The organism is Rhodanobacter sp. C01, assembly GCF_002001045.1.
GTDB lineage: Bacteria > Pseudomonadota > Gammaproteobacteria > Xanthomonadales > Rhodanobacteraceae > Rhodanobacter.
Map to the genome: position 1 here is coordinate 295,611 of NZ_MUNR01000012.1, position 23,537 is coordinate 319,147.

21 protein-coding genes, 1 tRNA gene and 1 riboswitch are annotated in these 23,537 nt (G+C 61.5%); of the genes, 11 read left to right on the plus strand and 11 right to left on the minus strand.

All coding sequences use genetic code 11. The annotated features are described in order from the left end of the window. Positions 1-40 precede the first annotated feature (40 nt). From pstC to phoU, 4 genes are read left to right on the plus strand one after another with little or no spacing between them, the layout of a single operon-like run. Positions 41-1,060, plus strand: a complete 1,020-nt coding sequence (gene pstC / locus B0E50_RS12990) for a phosphate ABC transporter permease subunit PstC (protein WP_077441680.1) — start codon at positions 41-43, stop codon at positions 1,058-1,060. Further along, positions 1,060-1,926 carry a phosphate ABC transporter permease PstA gene (gene pstA / locus B0E50_RS12995; RefSeq protein WP_077441682.1) on the plus strand — a complete coding sequence of 289 codons (867 nt, stop codon included), beginning with the start codon at positions 1,060-1,062 and terminating at the stop codon, positions 1,924-1,926. Before pstC ends, pstA begins: the two co-directional genes overlap by 1 nt. Continuing rightward, entirely contained in the window at positions 1,919-2,728 is an 810-nt protein-coding gene (gene pstB / locus B0E50_RS13000; RefSeq protein ID WP_077441684.1) for a phosphate ABC transporter ATP-binding protein PstB, read from the plus strand. Before pstA ends, pstB begins: the two co-directional genes overlap by 8 nt. A 17-nt stretch (positions 2,729-2,745) precedes the next feature. Continuing rightward, on the plus strand, positions 2,746-3,471 hold the full coding sequence (gene phoU, locus B0E50_RS13005; protein ID WP_077441686.1) for a phosphate signaling complex protein PhoU: 726 nt from the start codon (positions 2,746-2,748) through the stop codon (positions 3,469-3,471). Between the two features lie 51 nt (positions 3,472-3,522). Here phoU and sugE read toward each other — a convergent pair whose 3' ends face one another. From sugE to rnr, 4 genes are all read right to left on the minus strand, one after another. Then, positions 3,523-3,840: a quaternary ammonium compound efflux SMR transporter SugE gene (gene sugE / locus B0E50_RS13010; RefSeq protein ID WP_077441688.1), complete on the minus strand. Its 318-nt coding sequence runs from the start codon at positions 3,838-3,840 to the stop codon at positions 3,523-3,525. A gap of 83 nt (positions 3,841-3,923) precedes the next feature. Beyond that, a complete protein-coding gene (locus B0E50_RS13015; protein ID WP_077441690.1) occupies positions 3,924-4,193 on the minus strand; it encodes a hypothetical protein in 270 nt (89 codons plus the stop codon). Next, positions 4,190-4,936 (minus strand): 23S rRNA (guanosine(2251)-2'-O)-methyltransferase RlmB, encoded by a 747-nt coding sequence (gene rlmB / locus B0E50_RS13020; protein ID WP_077441692.1) that lies wholly within the window; start codon positions 4,934-4,936, stop codon positions 4,190-4,192. Before rlmB ends, B0E50_RS13015 begins: the two co-directional genes overlap by 4 nt. Then, a complete protein-coding gene (gene rnr / locus B0E50_RS13025) occupies positions 4,933-7,506 on the minus strand; it encodes a ribonuclease R (RefSeq protein WP_139350867.1) in 2,574 nt (857 codons plus the stop codon). Before rnr ends, rlmB begins: the two co-directional genes overlap by 4 nt. Positions 7,507-7,791: 285 nt before the next feature. Here rnr and B0E50_RS13030 point away from each other — a divergent pair. Further along, positions 7,792-7,878: transfer RNA gene (locus B0E50_RS13030), tRNA-Leu, on the plus strand. Between the two features lie 137 nt (positions 7,879-8,015). On the opposite strand, the gene B0E50_RS13035 is transcribed toward B0E50_RS13030, so the two are convergent. After that, entirely contained in the window at positions 8,016-8,777 is a 762-nt protein-coding gene (locus tag B0E50_RS13035) for an AraC family transcriptional regulator (RefSeq protein ID WP_254427281.1), read from the minus strand. Positions 8,778-8,989: 212 nt separating this feature from the next. On the opposite strand from B0E50_RS13035, the gene B0E50_RS13040 reads away from it, so the two are divergent. Then, the gene (locus B0E50_RS13040; protein WP_077441699.1) at positions 8,990-9,433 is read left to right on the plus strand and encodes a nuclear transport factor 2 family protein; all 444 of its coding nucleotides are present in this window, start codon (positions 8,990-8,992) and stop codon (positions 9,431-9,433) included. 96 nt (positions 9,434-9,529) lie between these two features. On the opposite strand, the gene B0E50_RS13045 is transcribed toward B0E50_RS13040, so the two are convergent. Then, complete coding sequence (locus B0E50_RS13045) at positions 9,530-9,937, minus strand: VOC family protein (RefSeq protein WP_077441701.1); 408 nt, start codon at positions 9,935-9,937, stop codon at positions 9,530-9,532. Positions 9,938-10,129: 192 nt separating this feature from the next. After that, positions 10,130-10,230, plus strand: a riboswitch (glycine riboswitch). 39 nt (positions 10,231-10,269) lie between these two features. Between B0E50_RS13045 and gcvP the strand changes: the two genes are divergently transcribed. Beyond that, on the plus strand, positions 10,270-13,134 hold the full coding sequence (gene gcvP / locus B0E50_RS13050) for an aminomethyl-transferring glycine dehydrogenase (RefSeq protein ID WP_077441703.1): 2,865 nt from the start codon (positions 10,270-10,272) through the stop codon (positions 13,132-13,134). Positions 13,135-13,208: 74 nt separating this feature from the next. Here the strand turns inward: gcvP and B0E50_RS13055 are convergent, their stop codons facing one another. The 4 genes from B0E50_RS13055 to B0E50_RS13070 form a co-directional block, all read right to left on the minus strand. Next, positions 13,209-14,306: a sterol desaturase family protein gene (locus B0E50_RS13055; RefSeq protein ID WP_077441705.1), complete on the minus strand. Its 1,098-nt coding sequence runs from the start codon at positions 14,304-14,306 to the stop codon at positions 13,209-13,211. Positions 14,307-14,511: 205 nt separating this feature from the next. After that, positions 14,512-15,435 carry a sensor domain-containing diguanylate cyclase gene (locus B0E50_RS13060; protein WP_254427282.1) on the minus strand — a complete coding sequence of 308 codons (924 nt, stop codon included), beginning with the start codon at positions 15,433-15,435 and terminating at the stop codon, positions 14,512-14,514. A gap of 362 nt (positions 15,436-15,797) precedes the next feature. Then, on the minus strand, positions 15,798-16,568 hold the full coding sequence (locus tag B0E50_RS13065; RefSeq protein ID WP_077441706.1) for a hypothetical protein: 771 nt from the start codon (positions 16,566-16,568) through the stop codon (positions 15,798-15,800). A gap of 177 nt (positions 16,569-16,745) precedes the next feature. After that, a complete protein-coding gene (locus B0E50_RS13070; RefSeq protein WP_168170876.1) occupies positions 16,746-17,783 on the minus strand; it encodes a phospholipase D-like domain-containing protein in 1,038 nt (345 codons plus the stop codon). Positions 17,784-18,040: 257 nt separating this feature from the next. On the opposite strand from B0E50_RS13070, the gene B0E50_RS13075 reads away from it, so the two are divergent. Continuing rightward, positions 18,041-19,078: a hypothetical protein gene (locus B0E50_RS13075; protein ID WP_077441709.1), complete on the plus strand. Its 1,038-nt coding sequence runs from the start codon at positions 18,041-18,043 to the stop codon at positions 19,076-19,078. A gap of 127 nt (positions 19,079-19,205) precedes the next feature. Continuing rightward, the gene (locus B0E50_RS13080) at positions 19,206-20,789 is read left to right on the plus strand and encodes an inorganic phosphate transporter (RefSeq protein WP_077441711.1); all 1,584 of its coding nucleotides are present in this window, start codon (positions 19,206-19,208) and stop codon (positions 20,787-20,789) included. Positions 20,790-20,816: 27 nt separating this feature from the next. Here B0E50_RS13080 and B0E50_RS13085 read toward each other — a convergent pair whose 3' ends face one another. Further along, a complete protein-coding gene (locus tag B0E50_RS13085; RefSeq protein ID WP_077441713.1) occupies positions 20,817-21,083 on the minus strand; it encodes a hypothetical protein in 267 nt (88 codons plus the stop codon). 167 nt (positions 21,084-21,250) lie between these two features. Here B0E50_RS13085 and B0E50_RS13090 point away from each other — a divergent pair, with 167 nt between their 5' ends. Beyond that, on the plus strand, positions 21,251-21,601 hold the full coding sequence (locus B0E50_RS13090) for a nucleotide pyrophosphohydrolase (protein WP_077442001.1): 351 nt from the start codon (positions 21,251-21,253) through the stop codon (positions 21,599-21,601). A 24-nt stretch (positions 21,602-21,625) separates the two neighbouring features. Beyond that, a complete protein-coding gene (locus B0E50_RS13095) occupies positions 21,626-23,515 on the plus strand; it encodes a DUF2075 domain-containing protein (RefSeq protein ID WP_077441715.1) in 1,890 nt (629 codons plus the stop codon). Positions 23,516-23,537: the final 22 nt, after the last annotated feature.

The following is a 23,537-nucleotide window of genomic DNA, read 5'->3' on the forward strand; positions in this document are numbered from 1 at the left end:
GCATGCCGTATTGAACGCTTCACCGAGGACTGCATCGCACATGTCAGCTCAACCCGGCACCATCGCGTTATCGCTCATCCAGGAGCAGCGCAGTCGCCGCGACGCCCGTCACGAGCGGTTGTTCCGCTGGCTGCTCAAGGGTTGCGCCCTGCTGGTGCTGGCCTCCCTGCTCGGTGCCGCCGGTGCCACGCTGTGGGGCGGTCGCAGTGCCTTTGCCACGTTCGGCTGGCACTTCCTGGTCAGCACTACGTGGGATCCAGGCAATGATGTCTACGGCGCCCTGGTGCCGGTGTACGGCACGATCGCCACCTCCCTGATCGCGCTGCTCATCGCGGTACCAGTGAGCTTCGGCATCGCGCTCTATCTTTCCGAGGTGGCGCCCGCCTGGTTGCGCACGCCGGTGGCTTCGGCGATCGAACTGCTGGCCGGCATCCCCTCGATCATCTACGGCATGTGGGGCCTTTTCATCTTCGCCCCGTTCTTTGCCAACCACATCAAGCCCTGGCTGACCAACAAGCTCGGCGACCAGCCCGATGACGGCAAGCTGTCATGGGTGGCCCAGCATGTACCGTTCGTCGGCAAGCTGTTCGGCAGCAGTTATCCGTTCGGCGCCAGCATCCTGGTCGCCGGCATCGTGCTGGCGATCATGATCATCCCGTTCATCTCCTCGGTGATGCGCGAAGTATTCCAGACTGTGCCGACCCGGTTGAAGGAGTCGGCCTATGCGCTGGGCTCCAGCACCTGGGAAGTGTCATGGGACATCGTGCTGCCATATACCCGCTCGGCGGTGATCGGCGGCATCTTCCTGGGCCTGGGCCGTGCGCTCGGCGAGACGATGGCGGTGACCTTCGTGCTCGGCAATGCGATGCAGCTGTCCGCGTCGTTGCTCGATCCGGGCACCTCGATCGCCTCGACCATCGCGAACCAGTTCAGCGAGGCCTCGGGCCTGCAGAAATCTTCGTTGATGGCGCTGGCCTTCCTGCTGTTCGTGGTGACCTTCTTCGTGCTGTTGATCGCGCGGCTGATGTTGCGCCAGCTGGCCAAAAAGGAAGGTAGCTGATGAGCTCGATCTATCTGCGCCGACGTATCACCAACTGGCTGGCGATGGGGCTGAGCATGCTGGCCACCCTGGTCGGCCTGGCCTTCCTGGCCTGGATCCTGTGGGAAACCCTGCGCCAGGGCATCGGCGCGCTGAACCTGAAACTGTTCACCAAAATCACCGCCAACGGCGCCGATGGCGGCCTCGCCAACGCGATGATCGGCAGCCTGATCATCAATTTCATCGGTATCGCGATCGCCACCCCGATCGGTGTGCTGGCCGGTACCTGGCTGGCCGAATACGCCAACCGCACCAAGCTGGGCGAGTCGATCCGTTTCCTCAACGACATCCTGCTGTCGGCACCGTCGATCGTGATGGGCCTGTTCGTCTACACCATCATCGTGTTGCCGAGCACGGCGTTGACCCACGGTTCGACCTCGTTCTCCGGCTTTGCCGGTGGCGTGGCGCTGGCACTGATCGCCCTGCCCGTGATCGTGCGCACCACCGACGAGATGCTGCGGCTGGTACCGTCCACGCTGCGCGAAGCGGCGCTGTCGCTGGGCGTGCCACAGTGGAAACTGACCCTGCAGATCCTGATCCGCGCGGCGCGCTCGGGCATCATCACCGGCGTGTTGCTGGCGCTGGCGCGGATCAGCGGCGAGACTGCGCCCCTGCTGTTCACCGCGTTCGGCAACAACTACATGGCGATCAATCCGATCGACAAGATGTCCAGCCTGCCGCAGATCATCTATCAATACGCCAACGACCCGGGCGACGACCTGCACGCCATGGCCTGGGCGGGTGCCTTCGTGGTCACCATGTTCGTGCTGTTGCTCAGCCTCGCTTCCCGTCTGGTCCTTTCCCGCTCCAAGGTGTCCCATGACTGATTCCGCCGTCGCCACGAATCCGGCGCAGGTGACGGCCACATCGGCTGTCGCGCCCAAGCTCACCGTGCGCGACCTGCACTTCTACTACAACGGTTTCCATGCGCTGAAAGGCATCAACATGGACATCCCGGAGAAGAAGGTCACCGCGATCATCGGCCCCTCCGGCTGCGGCAAGTCGACCCTGCTGCGCATCTTCAACCGCATCTATGCGATCTATCCGAAGCTCGAGGCGAAGGGCGAGATCATGCTGGATGGTGAGAACATCCTCGATCCGGGCTATTCGATGAATCGCCTGCGCGGCAAGGTCGGCATGGTGTTCCAGAAGCCGGTACCGTTCCCGATGACGATCTTCGAGAACGTCGCCTATGGCATCCGCCACCACGAAAAGCTGTCCAAGGCGGACATGACGATCCGCGTCGAGCAGGCGTTGCGCAGTGCCGCGTTGTGGGACGAGGTCAAGGACAAGCTCAAGCAGAACGCGCTCGGCCTCTCCGGCGGCCAGCAGCAGCGCCTGTGCATTGCCCGCGGCATCGCCCTGAAGCCCGAAGTGTTGCTGCTGGACGAGCCGACCTCGGCACTCGATCCGATCGCCACCAGCCGCATCGAACAATTGGTGGAAGAGCTGAAGAGCCAGTTCACCATCGTCATCGTCACCCACAACATGCAGCAGGCGGCCCGCGTCTCCGACCTCACCGCCTTCATGTACATGGGCGAGCTGATCGAGTTCGACGGCACCGAGAAGATCTTCACCAAGCCGGGCAAGAAGCAGACCGAGGACTACATCACCGGCCGCTTCGGCTGATCACACAGGACATCACCATGAGCGGCAGCAGCAAAGAACACATCATCAAGAGCTACGACGACGAGCTCACCCGGCTTACCGGTGAGATCGTGCGCATGGGCGAACTCTCGGTGTCCCAGCTTGAAGCGGCGATCGACGTGGTCGAGCGCCGCGACGAACGCGCCGCGCAACACGTGGTCAGCAACGACGACGCCATCGACCAGCTCGAACAGGACATCAGCCACGATGTGGTGCGCCTGCTCGCACTGCGCGCACCGATGGCCGGCGACCTGCGCAACGTGTTTGCCGCACTGCGCATTGCCGCCGACATCGAGCGCATCGGCGACTACGCCGCCAACGTGGCCAAGCGTTCGATCCCGTTGTCGATGGTCGCGCCGGTCGGGCCAGCCGGTGGCCTGGGCTACCTGGCGGAACTGGCTGCCGCCGAAGTGCGTGAAGTGCTGCTGGCCTACCGCGACCGTGACGCCGAGCGCGCCTATCAGGTGTGGAAGGACGACGTGGTACTGGACGAAGCCTATACCGGCTACTTCCGCCAGTTGCTCACCTACATGATGGAAGACCCGCGCAACATCACGCCGTGCACGCACCTGCTGTTCATGGCCAAGAACATCGAGCGCATCGGCGACCACGCCACCAACATCGCCGAGAACGTGTGGTTCCAGGTCACCGGCGAGCCGCTGACCAAGCAGCGCAGCAAGGGCGATCTCACTTCCAATCCGGAAATCACCAAACTGGGTGGCTAGCCTGGCTGAGTGCCCGCATGAGCCTGCTTGCGGGCCCATGCGGAAAGAAGGTTATGTTGCGGTGAGCTTGAGCCCAACGATGCCCACCACGATCAGCGCGACGCACAGCAGCCGTGGCAGCGTCGCCGGATCGCCGAACAGCACGATGCCAAGCGCCACCGCACCGACCGCACCAATGCCAGTCCAGATCGCATAGGCGGTACCGATCGGCAGCGTCTTCACTGCCATCGCCAGCAGCACGATGCTGATCACCATCGCGGTGACCGTGCCGACCGTCGGCCATAGCCGGGTAAAGCCTTCGGTGTACTTGAGGCCGATCGCCCAGATCACTTCGAACAGACCGGCCAGCAGCAGATAGACCCACGCCATGTCAGCGCTCCTCTGTGTGTGGCAGGGCCGTCCCCGCGATGGGAGAGTGCACGGGGTCGTCCCCGCGCCAGCACGTAACGCTTCTACGACAGACCGCGTGCCTGGCGACGCCGCTTCACATCGCGCACGATGCCGTAGCTGCCGATCAGCAACCATGCCACCTGCATGATGAAGGCCGCCAGGTTGAAATTGCCGAAGCAGAGCGACAGCATCACCCCGATCGCACCGAGGATATTCATCAGCTGGTAGATCAGGCCATTGCCTTGCAGCTTGCGTTCCTGCAGCAGGAAAAACGCCAGCAGCACCAGCGCCACACCGATATAGCCGGCCCAGTCATACCAGAACAGGTTCATCGCTTCGCACTCCGCTGACGCAAGGCCTCGAACAGCACCACGCCGGTGGCGACCGAGACGTTGAGGCTCTCCATCGTGCCCGGCATCGGGATCTTCGCCACGAAATCGCACAGCTCGCGGGTCAGCCGGCGAATGCCCTCGCCTTCGCCGCCCAGCACGAGTGCCACCGGGCCCTTGAAGTCCACGCCATAGATCGAGGTGTCGGTGTCACCGGCCAGGCCGGTGATCCACACACCGGCGTCTTTCAGCTCGCGCAGCGTGCGCGCCAGGTTGGTCACCGCGATCAGCGGCACCCGATCGGCGCCACCGGCCGAGGCGCGACGCACAACGGGCGTCAGGCCCACGGCGCGATCCTTCGGCACGATCACCGCAGTGACTTTCGCTGCCGCCGCGCTGCGCAGGCAGGCACCGAGATTGTGCGGATCGGTGACGCCGTCGAGCACCAGCACCAGCGTGTTGCTGCCGTCGCGCTCCATCAGCGCGGCCAGGTCGTTCTCATGCGCCATCGGCGGTGCTTCGTACAGCGCTGCCACGCCCTGATGACGCGCCTCGCCGGCGAGCTTGTCCAACTGCTCGCGCGGACGATGATTCACCGTGATCTTCAGCGCCTTGGCGCGCTCGGCCAGTTCCAGCACCCGCGCATTGCGCTGGCCCTGCTCGACCACCAGCTCGCGCACGCGCTCGGCGTCGTTGCTCAGTGCACCTTCGACGGGATTGATGCCGACGATCCAACTCTCACTCATGGCTTGCCTTTCGGTTTCGGTTTGCGTCCGCTGCGCTTCTTGCCGCCGCTCGCGGGTGTCGATGTGGTGGCTGCCTTCGCAGCGTGGCCTTGACCTTGCCGCTTGCCGCGACTCGGCTGGCCATGTGCCGACTTGGCCGGTGCCGATGCCGATGTACGACGTGGACGATTGCCGCCATCGTCATGCGATGTGGCAGCACGCGAACGCGGCGGCGGATTATCGCTCAGTACGGGCGACTCCGGCACCACGGCATCGCGACGACCAAACGCGCGGCCGATCGCCTTGGCAGCTCGGCCGAACATGCCGGGCGGCTTGGCTGACGGTGCTGCCTTCTTCGGCAACGAGTAGCGCTCGCCACTGGCGGCGTAGTCGTAGGCTTTGCCCGTGGCGGCCGGCGGTGTCGCCGACGCGCGCGGCGACACCAGCCGGAAGTCGATCTTGCGATCCTCCAGGCTGGCACGCAGCACCTGGATGCGCACGTGGTCACCCAGACGGAACTGCGCGCCGGTGCGCTCGCCCTTCAGCAGCTTGCGGGTCGCATCGAAGTGGTAGTAGTCGTTGGCGAGCTGGCTGATATGCACCAGGCCAGACACCTTCGATTCGTCCAGCTCCACGAACAGGCCGAACGAGGTGACGCCGGTGACCACGCCCTCGAACTCGCTGCCGATGTGCTTCTCCATCCACGCGCACTTGAAGCGCTCGTCCACATCGCGCTCGGCCTCTTCGGCACGGCGCTCGCGTTGTGAACAATGGATCGCCATCGCCGACATCTCGGCAGGGCTGTAGGTGTAGTCGGCCGGCTTGCCGTTGGTCAACGCGTAGCGGATCGCACGATGCACCAGCAGATCCGGATAACGACGGATCGGCGAGGTGAAATGCGCATACGCCTGCAGCGCCAGGCCGAAATGGCCGCGGTTGTCCGGCTGGTAGGCGGCCATGCTCTGCGAGCGCAGCAGCACGTTCTGGATCAGCTCGCGCTCGGGGCGGTCATGCACCATGCGCAGGATTTCGGAGAAGTCAGCCGGTGTGACGTCCTCCACCGGCGGCATGCGCAGCTTGAACTCGCGCAGGAACTGCTGCAAATCCTCGTACTTCTCCGCCGGCGGCGGCTCATGCGCGCGGAACAGCGCGGGAATCTTCTTCTTCTCCAGGAACAGCGCCGCCTGCACGTTGGCGGCGATCATGCATTCCTCGATCAGCTTGTGCGCATCGTTGCGCTCGGTGGCGCCCATCGACTCCACGCTGCCGGTCTGGTCGAGGCGGAACTTCACTTCCGGCGTCTCGAAATCGATCGCGCCGCGGCGCTTGCGCTGCTGCGCCATCGCCTTGTACAGCGCGTGCAGGTTTTCCAGCTGCGGCAGCACGTCGGCCACTTCGTGGCGCGCATCGGCATCCTTGAGACCCACCACCTGCCACACCTTGTCGTAGGTGAGCCGCGCATGCGACAACATCACCGCGTCGTAGAACTTCGACTTGGTCACGTTGCCTTCGGCGTCGACCAGCATGTCGCAGACCATGCACAGCCGCTCAACCTGCGGGTTGAGCGAGCAGATGCCGTTGGACAGCGTCTCCGGCAGCATCGGCACCACGAAACCGGGGAAGTAGGTCGAGGTACTGCGCTCGTAGGCTTCGCGATCCAGTGCGTTGCCAACCTGGACGTAATGCGAGACGTCGGCGATCGCCACGATCAGCCGCCAGCCACCACCACGCTTCGGCTCGGCATATACCGCGTCATCGAAGTCACGCGCGTCGGCGCCATCGATCGTCACCAGCGGCAACTGGCGGATATCGGTGCGACCTTCGCGCTCGGCGGCAGTCACCACCGGCTCGACCAGCGCGGCATCGCGCAGTACTTCCGCCGGCCATTCGTGCGGCAGGTCGTGGCTGGCAATCGCCATCTCCACCACCAGCGACGGCTGCAGCCGTTCGCCCAGCACCGCGCGGATCTCGCCCATCGGGCCACGATGTGGCGTCGGTGGATCGGTGATTTCAACCACGACAATCTGGCCGAAGCGTGCGCCCTGCTCCTGTCCCGGCTTGATCATCACGTCCTGGTTCAGGCGGCGATCGTCCGGCGCCACCAGGGTCACACCGTTCTCGATCACCACCCGGCCGACCAGCCGCGACGAACGCCGTTCCAGCACTTCGGCAATCGCACCCTGCTTGCGGCCACGACGGTCGATGCCGACCACGCTGGCAAGCACGCGGTCGCCATGCATGACGGTGCGCATCTGCTGCGGCGACAGATACAGATCGTCGCCACCTTCGTCCGGGCGCAGGAAGCCGTAGCCCTCGGCGTTCGCCAGTACCCGACCGGCAATCAGGTCGAGTTTCTGGGTTGGTGCATAGCCGCCGCGCCGGCCCAGCAACAGCTGGCCGTCGCGCACCATCGCGCCGAGCCGCTTGCGCAGCGCGTCGAGATCGTCTTCTTCGTGAATTTCCAGCGCCTCGGCGATGCGTGCCTCGGTGAGCAGTTCGCCACGTTCTTCAAGCAAGGCAAGAATCGCCTCGCGGCTGGGGATCGGGCGCGCATAACGCTGCGCCTCGCGATCGGCATGGGGGTCGCGCACGGCGCCTGCGGCAGCCTTGTTGCGTCGCGGTTCGCTGGGAGCGCCTGCGCGCTGTTTCGGTCCGGTGGATTTCGCCCGGCCTTTACCTGCAGATGAGTCCGGGCCTTTGCCGGACTGCGGGGGAGTTTTTCTGGTCACTAATTATCCTTGTGGTATGCGCGGCGCGGAGAATGACACGACGCGATGATTGGGTGTGGAAGATCGGAATGTGAAAAAGAGTTGACAAGCTACCGACAGATGCCTAAATTACGCGGCTCACGCAGCTCGCAGAGCGGTGTGACACCTGCCCAGGTGGCGGAATTGGTAGACGCACTAGCTTCAGGTGCTAGCGGGGGCAACTCCGTGGAGGTTCGAGTCCTCTCCTGGGCACCAATTGTAAACGAAGGCCGCCCTCCAAGGCGGCTTTCGTCTTTTCAGCGGTTCGATCGAGCTGGTACGCAGGTTGGTACGCATGCGCGACCCTCACCTTTTGGGCAGGGGGAAATCCGCCAGCTCCGTCGGAGCAAGTTTCATATTTTGACGTATTCGCTCGGTGATCGACCGACGAGTTTCTTGAAGTCATTAATGAAGTGCGCTTGGTCGTAGTATCCAAGATCCTGGGCCAGCATCGCCCATTCAGCCGGCTTCCCGACAGCCAGTTGCTCAAGCGCCTCATATATCCGGTACCGCTTGACCACCCACCTTGCGCTTGCTCCGACGTAACGATGGAACAGCCGCTGCAATGTTCTATCCCGAATGCTGCATAGATCAGCAACATCCTCGAGCCGCGTCAGGCTGCGGTCATTGATGATCTCTTCCACGACATGACAGACGGTCTCGACATTCGGGTCAAGCGCTGGCAGATGCGCAACAAGAAACCGCGACGCCGCATCGACCATACCGCGGTCGTCATGGCATGCGACTATTTCTTCCTCTGCATCCGCCACATTGCTGAAGACTTGATTCACCGGAATGCATGCGTTCGAGATCGAACTTAGTGGCTTTCTCAAGAATGGATAGAACGCACCCGGCCGAAATTTTGCGCCGAGGACCCGTTCATTGCCGCTTAGCATTCGAACGAATCGACTCAACTGCACGCCATAAATGCGCGAACGACCGCGCACGAAAGCGAGATGCACACAAGGCTGAGGCAGCACCTCCCGGACTTGCGGTTCGTATTCGCGAAGATCCCAGCTTTCGATCCAGAAGTACTCCAGCCAGCCGGCAAGCGCGGCCGGCGGCGCATACCGTGTATGCCGGTAACTGCCTGGCGGCGGGGAGTGTCGCAACACGCCACAACCTTGTCCGGCAATTCCATTCGGGCAAGATCCGTGTCGATCCGCACTGGTTGCGTCAAGGTGTCGGCTTTTTCCAATCATTTGGATGCGTGTTTCATTGCAATCACGATCGTCAGTGCGATGACAGACGAAGAAAGCTCACCCTGTTCCGTACCGGAACACCTCGACACATTACTCCTTCACATGCGATTTGAGGTCTTGCCGACATGAAAACAGCCATGATGATCGTGCTTGCGTGTTCAGCTTGCTGCATGACGAACACACCAGGATTCGCCGCTTCGTACCATGGTGTCGATCCGGTCAAGACGGTCCGGCAGAAATTCGAGGCCTTCAATCGGCATGATGTCGCCGCGATTGAGGGCCTCTATGCTGCAGATGCGGTTCTGCGTAGTCCAGACTATCCCGAATTGGCCGGCAATTCGCAGATTGCCGATACCTACAAGCGCCTGTTTGATGCCATTCCCGATGCCAACGACGCCATCGAGAATATCGACAGTTCGGGAAACAGGGTGTACGCACAATTCGTGCTGTCAGGACACCTCAAAGGCGCGGGAGGAAAATTCATCAAGGTGCCGATCATGTCCGTCTACACCGTCAGCGGCGGTCATATTGCCGCTGACTCGACTTATTACGATAGGAAAACGCCATAACTGCCTGCAGTCATCAACGCGCACCTGTTTCAGGGACGGCCGTCGCAGGAACGGCGCCATGTACGCGTGCCACACGGCAAGAAACAGCCGGGGCGATCAGATGACAGGTGGCCCCTTCAATTCGATCATGTTGCCTTGCGGGTCGTACAGGTAGATCGACGGTCCCTCGCCTTGTGCGCCGTAACGCGAACCCAGTTCGCCGATGCGCACGTCATGCGCCCTCAGATGCGCAAGGATGGCCGCCTCGTCGTAATCCTCCACGCGCAGGCATAAATGGTCCATGTTGTGGCCTTCGCCGCCTGGCGCAGCACCGCCGCGGCGACCGATCTGGCCGCCGATGCTGACCAGATCGATCAACGAGCTGCCGGCACGCAGCTGCACCAGGCCAATTTCGTCCTGCCGGCGTTCCTCGCGGCAACCCAGCACGTCGCAATAGAAGCGCTGCATGACATCCGTATCGATGGCGCGCAGCACCACATGGTCGATCTCTGCGATACGGATCATCGTGCGCTCCCGGGGCTGCAGGATGGGTTACCAAGCATAAACCTTATGGATTCGGCTGATCGTCACTTGCCTGCGACGCCTGTATAATCAGCGGGGTAAACGCTTGGTGGGAGAAGCGGATGGCCCTTAGATCGGGCAGATCCGCTGCCGAAGACGCAACGCCCGTAATCGCTCAGGCCCCACACCATCAAGCGTAAACACTCTGGAGAGAGCGGTTGAATCCGCCGCCGAAGGGGCACGAGGCTGATCCATCAAGCTTCCAAACTCTCAGGCAAAAGGACAGAGGGGCGCCCCACGTGCGGCACGGCACGTTGTCTGCGGATGCCCCTGTCATGAACCACAAAACTTCCCTGCGCGACCTCGAGCACCATCACGCCTTCATCGAGCGCCACATCGGTCCCAACGATGCCGAGATCGCGCAGATGCTGCGAGTCATCGGCCACGATTCGCTGGAGTCGATGACCGACGCGATCGTGCCTGGCAAGATCAAGTCACCCGCTCCGTTGGCCCTGCCGAAAGCAATCACCGAGGTCGAGGCACTGGCCAAGATCCGCACCATCGCGGACAAGAACCAGGTGCTCAAGAGCTTCATCGGCCAGGGTTATTACGGCACCCATACGCCGAACGTCATCCTGCGCAACATCCTGGAGAACCCGGCCTGGTACACGGCGTACACGCCGTATCAGGCGGAGATCTCGCAGGGTCGCATGGAGGCGCTGATCAATTTCCAGACGATGTGCGCCGACCTCACCGGCATGGAGATCGCCAACGCCTCGCTGCTGGACGAAGCCACCGCCGCCGCCGAGGCGATGACGCTGGCCAAGCGCTCGTGCAAGTCCAAGAGCAACACGTTCTTCGTGTCGAACGGCGTGCATCCGCAGACGCTGGAAGTGATCCGCACCCGCGCCGAACCGCTGGGCATCGAACTGGTGATCGGCAACGACGCCGATGCGCTGAACCTCGATGCCTTCGGCGTGCTGCTGCAGTATCCGAACACCTTCGGCACCGTCAACGATTACCAGGCAATTGCCGCTGCCGTGCATGCGCGCGGTGGCCTGGTCGCCGTCGCCACCGACCTGCTCGCGCTGACCTTGATTGCCGCGCCGGGCGAATGGGGCGCTGACATCGTGGTCGGCAACAGCCAGCGCTTCGGCGTGCCGTTCGGCAACGGTGGCCCGCACGCCGCCTTCATGGCCTGCCGCGACGCGTACAAGCGCTCGATGCCGGGCCGCCTGATCGGCGTCTCGCTGGATGCCGAGGGCAAGCACGCCTACCGCCTTACCCTGCAGACCCGCGAGCAGCACATCCGCCGCGAGAAGGCCACTTCCAACATCTGCACCGCACAGGTGCTGCTGGCGGTGATGGCCAGCATGTATGCCGTGTACCACGGTCCGGAAGGCCTGGCCCGCATTGCGCGCCGCACGCATCGCCTCGCCTCGATCCTGGCCGCATCGCTGCGCCAGGCCGGTCACACCGTGGGTCCGGATTTCTTCGACACCCTGCATGTGGTGAACGTCGACGCCGACGCCCTGCTCGCCAAGGCCGAGGCGGCCGGCATCAACCTGCGCCAGATCCATGGCGAGAGCGTCGGCATCAGCCTCGACGAAACCACCACGCGCGCCGACGTGAGCGCCCTCGCCGCCTTGTTCGGCGCGTGCATCGACGACATCGACGAGCTGGATGCCGCCACGCCGGACGCACTGCCGACGGCGCTCGTGCGCAAGAGCGCGTTCCTGCAGCATCCGGTGTTCAACACGCATCACAGCGAGCACGAACTGCTGCGCTACATGCGCACGCTGGCCGACAAGGATCTGGCGATGGATCGCACGATGATCCCGCTGGGCAGTTGCACCATGAAGCTCAACGCCACCGCCGAGATGATCCCGGTAACCTGGCCCGAGTTCGGTAACATCCACCCGCTGGCACCGGTGTCGCAGACGAGGGGCTACAAGGAGCTGATCGACGGCCTGGAAGCGATGCTGGTCGAGTGCACCGGCTACGACGCGGTCAGCCTGCAGCCGAACTCCGGCGCGCAGGGCGAATACGCCGGCCTGCTGGCGATCCGCGCCTACCATCGCTCGCGCAATGAAGACCATCGCGACATCTGCCTGATCCCCGAGTCCGCCCACGGCACCAACCCGGCCTCCGCCCAGATGTGCGGCATGACGGTGGTGGTAACCAAGTGCGACGCGAATGGCAATGTCGATGTGGAAGACATCCGTCGCGCCGCCGAGAAGTACAGCGATCGTCTCGCCGCGCTGATGATCACCTACCCGTCCACGCACGGCGTGTTCGAGGAAGACATCGTCGCGATCTGCGAGATCGTGCATGCGCACGGCGGTCAGGTGTACACCGACGGCGCCAACATGAACGCGCTGGTCGGCGTGGCCAAGCCCGGCAAATGGGGCTCGGACGTATCGCACCTCAACCTGCACAAGACCTTCTGCATTCCGCACGGCGGCGGTGGCCCGGGCGTCGGCCCGTGTGCGGTGAAGTCGCATCTCGCACCGTTCCTGCCCAGGACGCTGAACGGCGAAGGCACGGTCGGCATGGTCAGCGCCGCCAGCTACGGTTCCGCTTCGATCCTGCCGATCTCGTGGATGTACATCACGTTGATGGGCCAGCAAGGCCTACGCAAGGCAACGCAAGTCGCCCTGCTCAACGCCAACTACATCGCCAAGCGGCTGGCACCGCACTACCCGACCCTGTACACCGGCCGTAACGGCCTGGTCGCGCACGAGTGCATCCTCGACCTGCGCCCGCTCAAGGACGCTACCGGCATCGGCGCCGAGGATGTCGCCAAGCGCCTGATCGACTTCGGCTTCCACGCGCCGACCTTGAGCTTCCCGGTCGCCGGCACGCTGATGGTCGAGCCGACCGAGAGCGAATCGCAGCACGAACTGGACCGCTTCATCGACGCGATGATCCAGATCCGCGACGAGATCCGCGCGATCGAAGACGGCAAGCTCGATCGCGAGGACAACCCGCTGAAGAACGCCCCGCACACCGCCACCATGGTCAGTGGCAGCGAGTGGACCCACGCCTACCCGCGTGAACTGGCCGCCTTCCCGCTGCCCAGCCTGAAGCTGCAGAAGTACTGGTCGCCGGTGGCACGCGTCGACAACGTCTACGGCGACAAGAACATCATGTGTGCGTGCATCCCGGTGGATGCGTACAAGGAAGAAGTGGAGGCGTAATCACTTCGCCTTTGCCTGATTGAAACCAAGGAGGCCCCGCTTTGTGCGGAGCCTCCTTGGTTTCCCACCCGGCATCAACGATGGGGCTCGACCGCACGCGTCGAAGACGACGTCGCAGCCAGCGGCACCTGACTGGCCTCCAGTTCGCGCAAGTCGAAATCCCTGACCGGCACCGGCTCGTAGTTCACGTTGAACGCCACCTCGCCGTAGTGCCAGCCGGTACGACGACGGAACGCGCCCCAGAAGCGCCGCAGCGTGACCAGTTGCTGGGCGACGATGCCACGCTGGTTGTCGGCATCGACCATCGGATCACCGACGCCGGTGGGATGCGCTGGCTCGCCGAACAGCGCGGTGCCGAACACGATATCCCACAGCGGGAAGATGAAGGCGTAGTTGCAGGCGTGCAGTTGCGGCCGATCCGGGTCCACCCGCATGTGATGCAGTCGGTGATAACGCGGATCGACCAGCACTTTCTCCAGCACCGGCCCGAAGTGCAGCCGCACGTTGGTGTGCCCGAGGTTCTGCAGCAGCTCGCCGGACAGCACCAGCAGCGCGAAGTCGGTCGGCGAGACACCGATCAGCAAGGATACCGCTGCCACAATCAGCGCTTCCAGCAAGTCGTCCAGATAGTGGTCGCGGTCGTTCGACCAGCAGCTGAGCTGGCGCTGGCTGTGATGCAGGCTGTGCAGCGCCCACCACCACGGAATCCCATGCTGCAGGCGGTGGATCAGGTAATAGACGAGATCGTAGATCGCGTAATAGATCAGGAAAAGCAGCACCGGATGATGGCCCAGCCAAGGCAGGATGCCCTGCACGCTGATCAGGCCGGCGGCATCGTCGCTGCTGCTGCCGCCACCAAGCCACTGGCTCAGCGGTGACAGCACCAGATAGGTGAACAGCGGCAGCACGCCGAACAGCTTGATCAGCGTATAGCTGCGATCGATAACCGTGATCCGGCGATCGGGCCAGTCCTCCGCCGGCCACAGGCTTTCCATTGGACGAAACACGAAGGCGATGATCGCTACCTGAACCGCGGTCAGCAGGAAGTACTGCGCGATCTCGCGCGGTTGATCAACATAGGCAGTGAGGTGGAACACGGCGAGGATCGGCACGATTGCATGATCGGCCAGCCAGCCCACCGCCGCGGACCAGAAATCGAAAATACCGTGCATGGTCGGAACGGGATGTGGCGAACGTGCGCAGGCTAAGCCAAAAACCGTTCAACAATCGTGCTTGTGCGCTGCCGTTTTCAGCTCCGGTTTATGCGGTTCAAGAGACCACTCATTCGTTGACGCTCATACATAGAAACAGTGCCATGCATAAGCCGCTGCGCCAAGCCACCATCAAGATCGCACTACCAAGCCGGCTAGCCCATCCCTAGCCAGCCGCAACGATGCCGTTCCGGCCCCGTTGCTTGGCCTGGTACAACCGCTTGTCCACCGCCTCGATGAACGACAACGGCTCATCGCCATGACCCGGAATCATGGTGCCCACACCCACACTCACGGTCAGCAGCGGGATGATTCCGGAGCGTGCGTGTGGGATCCGCTCCTTCGCAATCAGTTCGCGACAACGCTCGGCGATTTTCGTGGCGGCGCTTTCGTCCGTTTCGGGCAGCACCAGCACAAACTCCTCGCCACCAAAGCGGGCGAGGAAATCGCGTGCGCGCGTGGCAGCCTTGCCCAGGGCTTGTGCCACCAGCTTCAGGCACTGGTCGCCTTCGAGATGGCCGTAGTGGTCGTTGTACTGCTTGAAGTAATCGATATCGAGCATGACCAGTGACAGCGGCTGTTTGTTGCGTCGCGCGTTGCTCCACTCGATTTCCATGATCGCATCGAACCTGCGCCGGTTGGCGACGCCGGTCAGGCCGTCCTTGTAGGACAGTTCCTCCAGTTCCTTCTGCAAGCCGAGCAGTTTCTCTTCGGTGCGTTTGCGCTCGCTGATGTCGAACATGAATCCGATCAGTGAATCGACCGACCCGTCCGGGTTGCGTACCACGTGCACCACATCGCGAATCCATACGTATTCGCCGTTCTTGCACAGGGCGCGGTAATCCGCTTCATGATCGACGCCTGCCTTCGATTGCGCAATGCAGAAATCCACGGCCCATGCCCGTTCTTCCGGATGCATGCGTTCGGCCCAGTCCTGCGCACTCACCCAGCTGGAAGGTTCCCACCCGAGCAGTGCTTCGATCTGCGGTCCGATATAGGCAAACGTCATCGTGGCCCAGTCGATTTTCCAGGGGATCGCCCGGGTGGACTCCAGCAGGGTCTTGTAGATGTCGCTATCGCTATCCATCATCGTTTCCAATTCCGCTCGTAATTCTGGAAGACAGCCAGGATGACTGGCCTATCTTATTGAGTGGCTGTCGACGCACTGACTGCATGGCGTCACTTCCCGCCCCTCAAGGGCAGCGGGATAAGGCCTAATCAGGTGCCGCGCAAAAACACGTCTCGTGCACAACGTCATGCATGTGGCTTCCAACCTATCCATAGCCAGATTGCCAGCAGGGCTCTCACCTGTTCCGGGTCGTATCTGACAAGCAACGGTTGTGCCGGGTGTTGCGGCAATGCCCTGACTCCGTCCGAACCCGACGAAAAAGCCCCGATAAACGGGGCTCTTTCCGACTTTGCGAACGAAACCGTCTGACGCTCGAACTGTTCCTAACCACCAGACTTTGGAGGAGCCGGTGCATTGACCGGCTGCAGCGCGCCCACGCTCACGTGGCCGGTCCAGCCATCGAACACGCTCGCAGCCTGCTTGTCGATCGCATTGACCACGGTCTGCATCGATGGGCACTGCATCGGATCGGGCGACGGATCACTGGCATCCACCAGACCTTCCATGCAGTAGCTCCTTTCGCCGGCATTCAAGCGGACGAGTGTGGCCATGCCATCCGCATAGCGCTTCTCCGCACGCACCGCAGCGGTCGCATCGGCGTAGGTCGGGCGCATCTTGGCCAGCAGCTTTTCAGCGGTCTCCCGTTCGGCTGCGGTGGCGCTGGCATACGCTGATTTGTAGGCCACGGCGTAATCCGACTGGGGTCGTTCAGAGGCGAGTGCCAGCCACGCGATTGCCAGCGGACGATTCACCGGCTGGTGATCGCCATCCAATGCCATGATGCCGAGCACGTATTGCGCCGGTTTGCTGGCCCAGCCAGCCGCCTCGGTAAAGAACTTCTTCGCGTAGGCATAGTGCTGTTGGCCGTAGTTCTGCGTGGCCAGGCAATAAAAGTAGTCGCCCGGCAGGAAACGCTCCTCACCTATCGCGCACTTGGCGGAGGCAAGATCGGCATCACTTGGCGCCTTGTCTGCAGCCTGGGATGCCTGAGTGCCATTCGCAGCCGCGCTTACCACCATCGGCACCGCGATTGCACTCATCAGCAATGCCGAAAACAACAGATGCGGCCTGGACTTCAAGTACCACCCGTTCATGGCATGTCTCCCTTGGTCGGTTCACTGAATCAGGCATCCAGTCGACATATTAACGCCGATACACCGCGCCAGGGTGACAGCGGGTGATGTCATGCAAACCGGATCCAGTGCATCAATAACGGCCGCCGATGACGCCGAAGCGCATGGTGTTTGCGCACCATGCGCTTCGGCCATGGCTTACGACTTGGTCCAGGGTGTGCCGCCCGCATAGTCACTGCTGAGCGTGTTGTTGAGCTGGGTCATGATGGCTGCCGTGGTGGTGATCAACCCGAGTTCCCGGTTCTCCGTCAGCGAGGCCGAGGAGAAGTTCTCCGAGCCCACGAAGGCCTTCGCGGTCGAGGTACCGTAGTCGGCCACGATCACCTTGGCGTGTACGTAAAACCCGGTCGTGGTATCCGGATAGGTGCTGATCTTCACGCCGGCCTTGGTGAGAGCTTCGAATTCGCTCTCGTAATCGTTGTCGTCGTTGGTCATGCACACGGTCACCTTGACGCCGCGCTTGGCTGCATTCTCCAATGCAGTGACGATGGTGCTGTAGCTCATTTCCTCGTTCTCGATCAGCAGGCTGTCCTTTGCACCATTGATCAGGTTGACCAGGTCGGTCTTGGACACGGTCGGGCTCCAGACCAGGTCGTCACCCACCGGCGGCGTGATCGTCTGGGCCTTGAAGTCGGAGTTGAACGTGCTTTCGATGGCAGCCACATCGGACGGATCGTTCTCGATCACCGCGAAATCGCGGGTGGTGCTGTAGTAGCGGCTGGTCAGGTTGAGCGTCATCACCGCGCTGGTGGTGTTGTCGATGGTGATGGTCTTCTGATGGGTGGCGGCGTACTTGGTCCATGCCCAGACCACGCTCACACCGCAATTCTGCAGCTGTGTATACGCCGCCTGGTTGTTGCTCTTCTCGAGGTTCTGATCGAGGATCACGCGCACGGCGATACCGTTCTCGGCAGCGGTGCAAAGCAGGCCCGAAGCCTGCGTATCGACCAGCTCGTACATCGTCATGTCGATGCTGGACTTGGCCGACTGGATCAGGTTGTAGATGGGCGTGAGGCCCTGGTCCGGTTCGATTACCAGCGTCTGGGTGACGGTGGTGCTGGCTTGAGTACCCTCATTGGCGAGAGTCTGTGCAGAAACACCAGCACAGCCGGTACAGAATACAGAAGCGAAAAGTGCTGCCTTGACGGCAACGGATAACCCGCAACGATCTTTCATGTTTAAGTCCTTTTGATTTGGATGACAGTTGAGGTGCGAATCCATGCGGTTCGTGGTCACCGCTCTCCCTGAGCGGATGCCGGCTGTCCAACCGATCCAGTGCTCCCCTGCAGCAGACGCGCAAGCGCCACAGCCGTGCTGGATTGGAGCGTGGCTTTGTGACGTTGATCTTTCCGTTAATCAGTGCAGGTTTCTGCGTTTAGAATTTGTACATGCTGCAAGCGCTGCTTCATGAACACAGGTGCCGGCGTCCGCACATGGTCAATCGCAACGTGCTGCTTGCCATCTTGTTGATGCCGCTGCTGGCAGTTGCCAGCGACGCGCCACCTGTTGGCAGTTTGCAACACGACGTGGTGTTCACCGATTACTCGCCACTGTCGCGTAGCAGCGAACTGGTGCGGCGCCTGCTGAGTCCGTTGAACGCACTGGGCGTCAGCCAGTTATCGATGCGCCCGGGCCATGCCATACGTGAGCAACCGCTCGATCTGGCGCTGGAAAAATTCGTCGTCTACGTGCCCTCGCACGTGCCGCCACACGGCTACGCCCTGCTGGTGTTCGTGCCGCCATGGCAGGAGGCCGCCGTACCGTCATCATGGATACCACCCCTGGATCGCCACGGCATGATCTACGTCAGCGCAGGGAATTCCGGCAACGATGCGGACGTGCTCGATCGCCGCGTGCCCCTGGCCCTGCTGGCTGCATACAACATCATGCAGAAGTACCCGGTGGATCCGCAGCACATCTATGTCGGCGGATTCTCCGGCGGTTCGCGAGTGGCCGAGCGCATCGCGCTGGGCTATCCGGATCTGTTCCATGGCGCCCTGCTGCTGGCCGGCAGCGACCCGATCGGCACGGCACAGCTGTCGTTACCGCCAGCGACATTGTTCCTGCAGTTTCAGGACACCACGCGACTGGTCTACCTCACCGGTCAGAATGACGAGGACCACCTCGACATGGATACTCGCAGTAAACAGTCGTTGCGCGAGTGGTGTGTCTTCCACCTGGATACCGTGTCGGCGCCATGGTCGGGTCATGAGGTAGTCGCACCCGGGCCGCTCAATCACGCGCTGGATTTGCTGGACAAACCCGCGCAACCCGATGCCGGCAAGCTCGCCGATTGCCGTGCACGCATCGACAAGCATCTGAGCGACCAACTGCAGCAAGCGGAAAGCCTGCTGGCCAATGGCAAGTCCGATGCAGCACGCACGTTGCTGGACAAGGTCGACGTCCGTTACGGCGGCTTGGCTGCGCCCCGCAGTATCAAGCTGGCCGAGAAAATCGCGACACCGCACTAGATGCCCACCTCGGGCAGCGGCTGGATACCCGCTGCGCAATTTCATGCGGACCTGACCATCTTCGCCTGTCACGCTCTTGTCGCGACTCTCGTCTAGCTTCGGCCGGACCAACCGACGGGAGTTGCCGATGTCATCCGATGCCGCTGCCACAGCGATTGCGAGCCCGGGCAAAAGCTCCGGCCGCCTGTTCGCGATCATCTTCGGGTTGATCCTGCTGATCGGTGGCAGCTACGCTGCCGTACACCTGATGCAGGATCTGGCCGTCGTCAAATCCGGCAACGCGGCGCCCTACATCCTGCTCGGTGTGGCCTTGCTGATCGCGCTCGGCTTCGAGTTCGTCAACGGCTTCCATGACACCGCCAATGCGGTGGCCACGGTGATCTATACGCACTCGATGGCGCCCAATCTCGCGGTGATCTGGTCGGGTGCGTTCAACTTCCTCGGTGTGCTGACGTCGTCCGGTGCGGTCGCCTTCACCATCGTGGCACTCCTGCCGGTGGAGCTGATCCTGCAGGTGGGCAGCCAGGCCGGCTTCGCGATGGTGTTCGCGCTGTTGATCGCAGCGATCCTGTGGAACCTGGGCACCTGGTATTTCGGGCTGCCGAATTCGTCCTCGCATACCCTGATCGGCTCGATCATCGGCGTGGGCCTGGCGAACCAGCTGATGTCCACCGCCAGCGGCACCAGCGGCGTGAACTGGGACGCCGCGATGGGCGTGTTCAAGGGCCTGGTCTTTTCGCCGATCGCCGGCTTCCTGCTGGCCGGCCTGTTGATGGTGATACTGAAGGCGGTAGTGAAGATCCCTGCCCTGTACCGCGCGCCGGAAGGCAACAAGCCGCCGCCGTGGCCGATCCGCGCGCTGCTGGTGCTCACCTGCACCGGCGTGAGCTTCAGCCATGGCTCCAACGACGGCCAGAAAGGCATGGGCCTGATCATGCTGATCCTGATCGGCACCGTGCCGACCGCCTACGCATTGAACGGCGCGGTGACCGGCAGCCAGGTGAAGACCTTCCACCAGGTATCCGCGGAAGCACAACAGGTGCTGGCCAGCCTCGGCAACGGCATGAGCGTCACCGTCGATCCGCGCAAGACCGTGACTGCCGCCGTGCAGCAGCAGACATTCCTGCCCGGCACGGCGCCCGCGCTGGCCGCGCTGATGGCGTCGATCGACAAGCAGCTCGGTGATCGCACCTCGCTCAAGGCCGTGCCGCCGGATCAGATGGGCAACGTCCGCAACGATATCTACCTGGCCGATACCGCGATCCCGCTGGTACTGAAGCAGCCCGGCCTCACCTCGCAGCAGACTGCCACGCTGACCTCATGGCGCGGCCTCGGCACGCAGGCGACGCAGTTCATTCCGCCGTGGGTGAAAGTGGCCGTGGCGCTGGCCCTCGGCCTGGGCACGATGGTCGGCTGGAAGCGCATCGTGGTCACCGTCGGCGAGCGCATCGGCAAGGAGCACCTGACCTACGCGCAAGGCGCCTCCGCCGAACTGGTGGCGATGGTGCTGATCCAGGCCGCGGACATGTATCACCTGCCCGTCAGCACCACCCACGTACTCACCTCCGGCGTCGCCGGCACCATGGCCGCGAACGGCTCCGGCCTGCAATGGAGCACCGTGCGCAGCCTGCTGATGGCGTGGGTACTGACCCTGCCCGCCTCGATCCTGCTGGCGGGTTCGTTGTTCGTGGTGTTCCGGCACATCTTCTGAAGAAAGGTTAGCGAAGAGTCCGCGCGCTTACTCTTCCGGCGCGGGTTTCATCTTCTCCAGCACATCTTCCAGATCGGTGATCGCCGTCTCCAGCGCCTCATGCAACTGCCCCTGGCGATCCATCAGGTCGGCAATCTTGTCGGCCAGCTTCAGCTTGGACAATTCACCGTCGAACAACAGCCACTCCGCCGTCAGCGTTTCCACGTTGTTCTTGGAGTAGTGCCGCATCTCCTTGAGCTGCGCCACCGTGTCGCCGATATGGTCGGCGGGAGTCTTGGCATGTTCGTCGGACATTTGCAGTTCCTCTTGGCGAAGAGTAGCTATTCGCTCGAACCGTAACGTCAAGGACGCGAAGCCGAGGTCAATGGTCGGCTGGCTCGGCTTGGTCAACCTTCCCCCAGAGGCAGAAGCCGCCTAAGCTGAAAGCTATATGAAGGCTACGTCGTAGTACAGGTGGAATGATGAGCGCGGAAATACAGTCAATTCAGGCCTCGCTACGCTCTTTTGCAGAAGAACGTGAGTGGGGTCAGTTCCATTCGCCAAAGAATTTGGCAGCGGCATTGTCGGTGGAAGCCGCCGAACTTCTTGAGCATTTCCAGTGGCTGACAGAAGAGCAAAGTCGTGCGATCCCGGAAGAAAAACGCGATGCCATTGCGCAAGAGATCGCAGATGTTCTCCTCTATCTGCTGCAGCTTGCCGACAAGCTTGGAATAGACCCGCTTGACGCAGCGCGCAACAAAATGAAACTCAACGCCGCCAAATACCCTGTCGATCGCGCGAAAGGGACGATGAAGAAGTACTCTGAACTTTGAAGCAAGGCCACAGGGGGCCGAAGCGTGATTGTCTATCAGGCAAATAAAAACAAATTCTTGGACGATCACGACAATCGGGATATCGAAAACGTCATCTCCGCCAAGTTTCTGCAGCGCACTGGTCGTTACGCACCTGAGGCAGAATTTCGTTCCTGGAAGAACTCGCTTGGTGAAATGGCCAAGGTGCTACGCGATCCCGACATTCCTGACGATATTGGCGTCGGTGTCGAATTCGGCATCCCTCAAACCTCCAAGCGCATCGATTTTATCCTTTCAGGACGAACCGATGATGGCCCGAATCTCATCATTGTCGAACTCAAACAGTGGTCCGAGGCCAAACTCACCGAAAAAGATGGCATTATCATCGCTCGTCGCGGTGGTTCATCAGCCGAACGCGAGGGCGCGCATCCCTGCTATCAGGCATGGTCGTATGCGGCGCTGCTTGAGGGCTTCAATGAAGCCGTGTACAAGCGCAGCGTAGTACTCAGTCCTTGTGCATACCTCCACAACTACGTCCAAGATGGCGTTATCGACCACCCTGCGTATTACGGCGACTATATTCGGAAAGCACCGTTGTTTTTGAAAGGTGAAGTCGAGCGCCAGCGCCTTCGAGACTTCATCAAAAAGCATGTGAAGTACGGAGACAATGCCGAACTGATCTTCGAGATCGAAAACGGCCGCATTCGACCATCCAAGATGTTGGTGGATAGCTTGGTCGGGATGATGAAGGGCAACCGCGAGTTCGTTCTCATCGATGATCAAAAAGTCGCCTTCGAGAATTCGGTGTTGCTGGCTACGCGTGCATCGGAAGAGAAGAAACAGGTTGCCATTATTCAAGGTGGCCCTGGCACTGGAAAATCGGTAATTGCAGTCAACCTGCTCGCTCATCTCTCCAAGCTGGGCCTAGTCAGCAAATACGTCTCCAAAAACGCCGCGCCGCGCGCAGTCTTCAAAGCCAAGCTGACAGGCACCTTCAGGCAAACCGTCATCGGCAATCTGTTCTCAGGCTCTGGATCCTTTTTTGAAACTGAGTCCAACGCATTTGACGTCCTGATCGTCGACGAGGCACACCGGCTCAACGAGAAGTCGGGGTTATACGGAAACCTTGGTGAGAACCAGATCAAGGAAATCATCCAAAGCAGCAAGTGCACAATCTTCTTTGTCGATGACGACCAGATCGTTACTCTGTCCGACATTGGCCGCACGGCTGAACTCGAGAAGTGGGCGCATTCGCTCGGTGCCGAAGTTACACATCTACAGTTGGATTCGCAGTTCCGATGCAGTGGATCAGACGGCTACATGGCGTGGCTGGATAACACTCTTGGCATACGTGAAACCGCCAACAGTGTGCTCGAACCTAACGAGTTCGATTTCCGAGTCGTTGACTCTCCCAATGAACTCCATCAACTAATCGCCGAGCGAAATGCCGTCAACAACAAGTCCCGCGTCGTAGCGGGCTACTGTTGGGACTGGGTCAGCAAAAATAATCCCGATCAATTCGATGTCGTGATCCCGGAGCACGGTTACGCCAAACGCTGGAACCTCGACAAAGACGGCAGCCTTTGGATCATGGCGCCAAACTCCATTGAAGAAGTCGGCTGTATCCACACGTGCCAGGGACTAGAGCTTGACTATATCGGCGTAATCATCGGGCCTGATTTGATCGCGCGAGATGGAATGCTTACTGCCGTACCCAAAGCCCGCTCCAACAATGATCGCTCTATACGAGGTTGGAAAAAGATGATGAAGACAGATCCCGATGGCACGCTAGAACGGGTCGACCGAATCATCCGAAATACCTACAAGACGCTCATGACTCGCGGTATGAAGGGTTGCTATGTCTACAGCACAGATCTAGAGACAAGTTATTTTTTCAAGAACCACTTGGCAAACATCAAAATTAAGAAACAGTAGAAGATGCCGATGCCAACAAAAA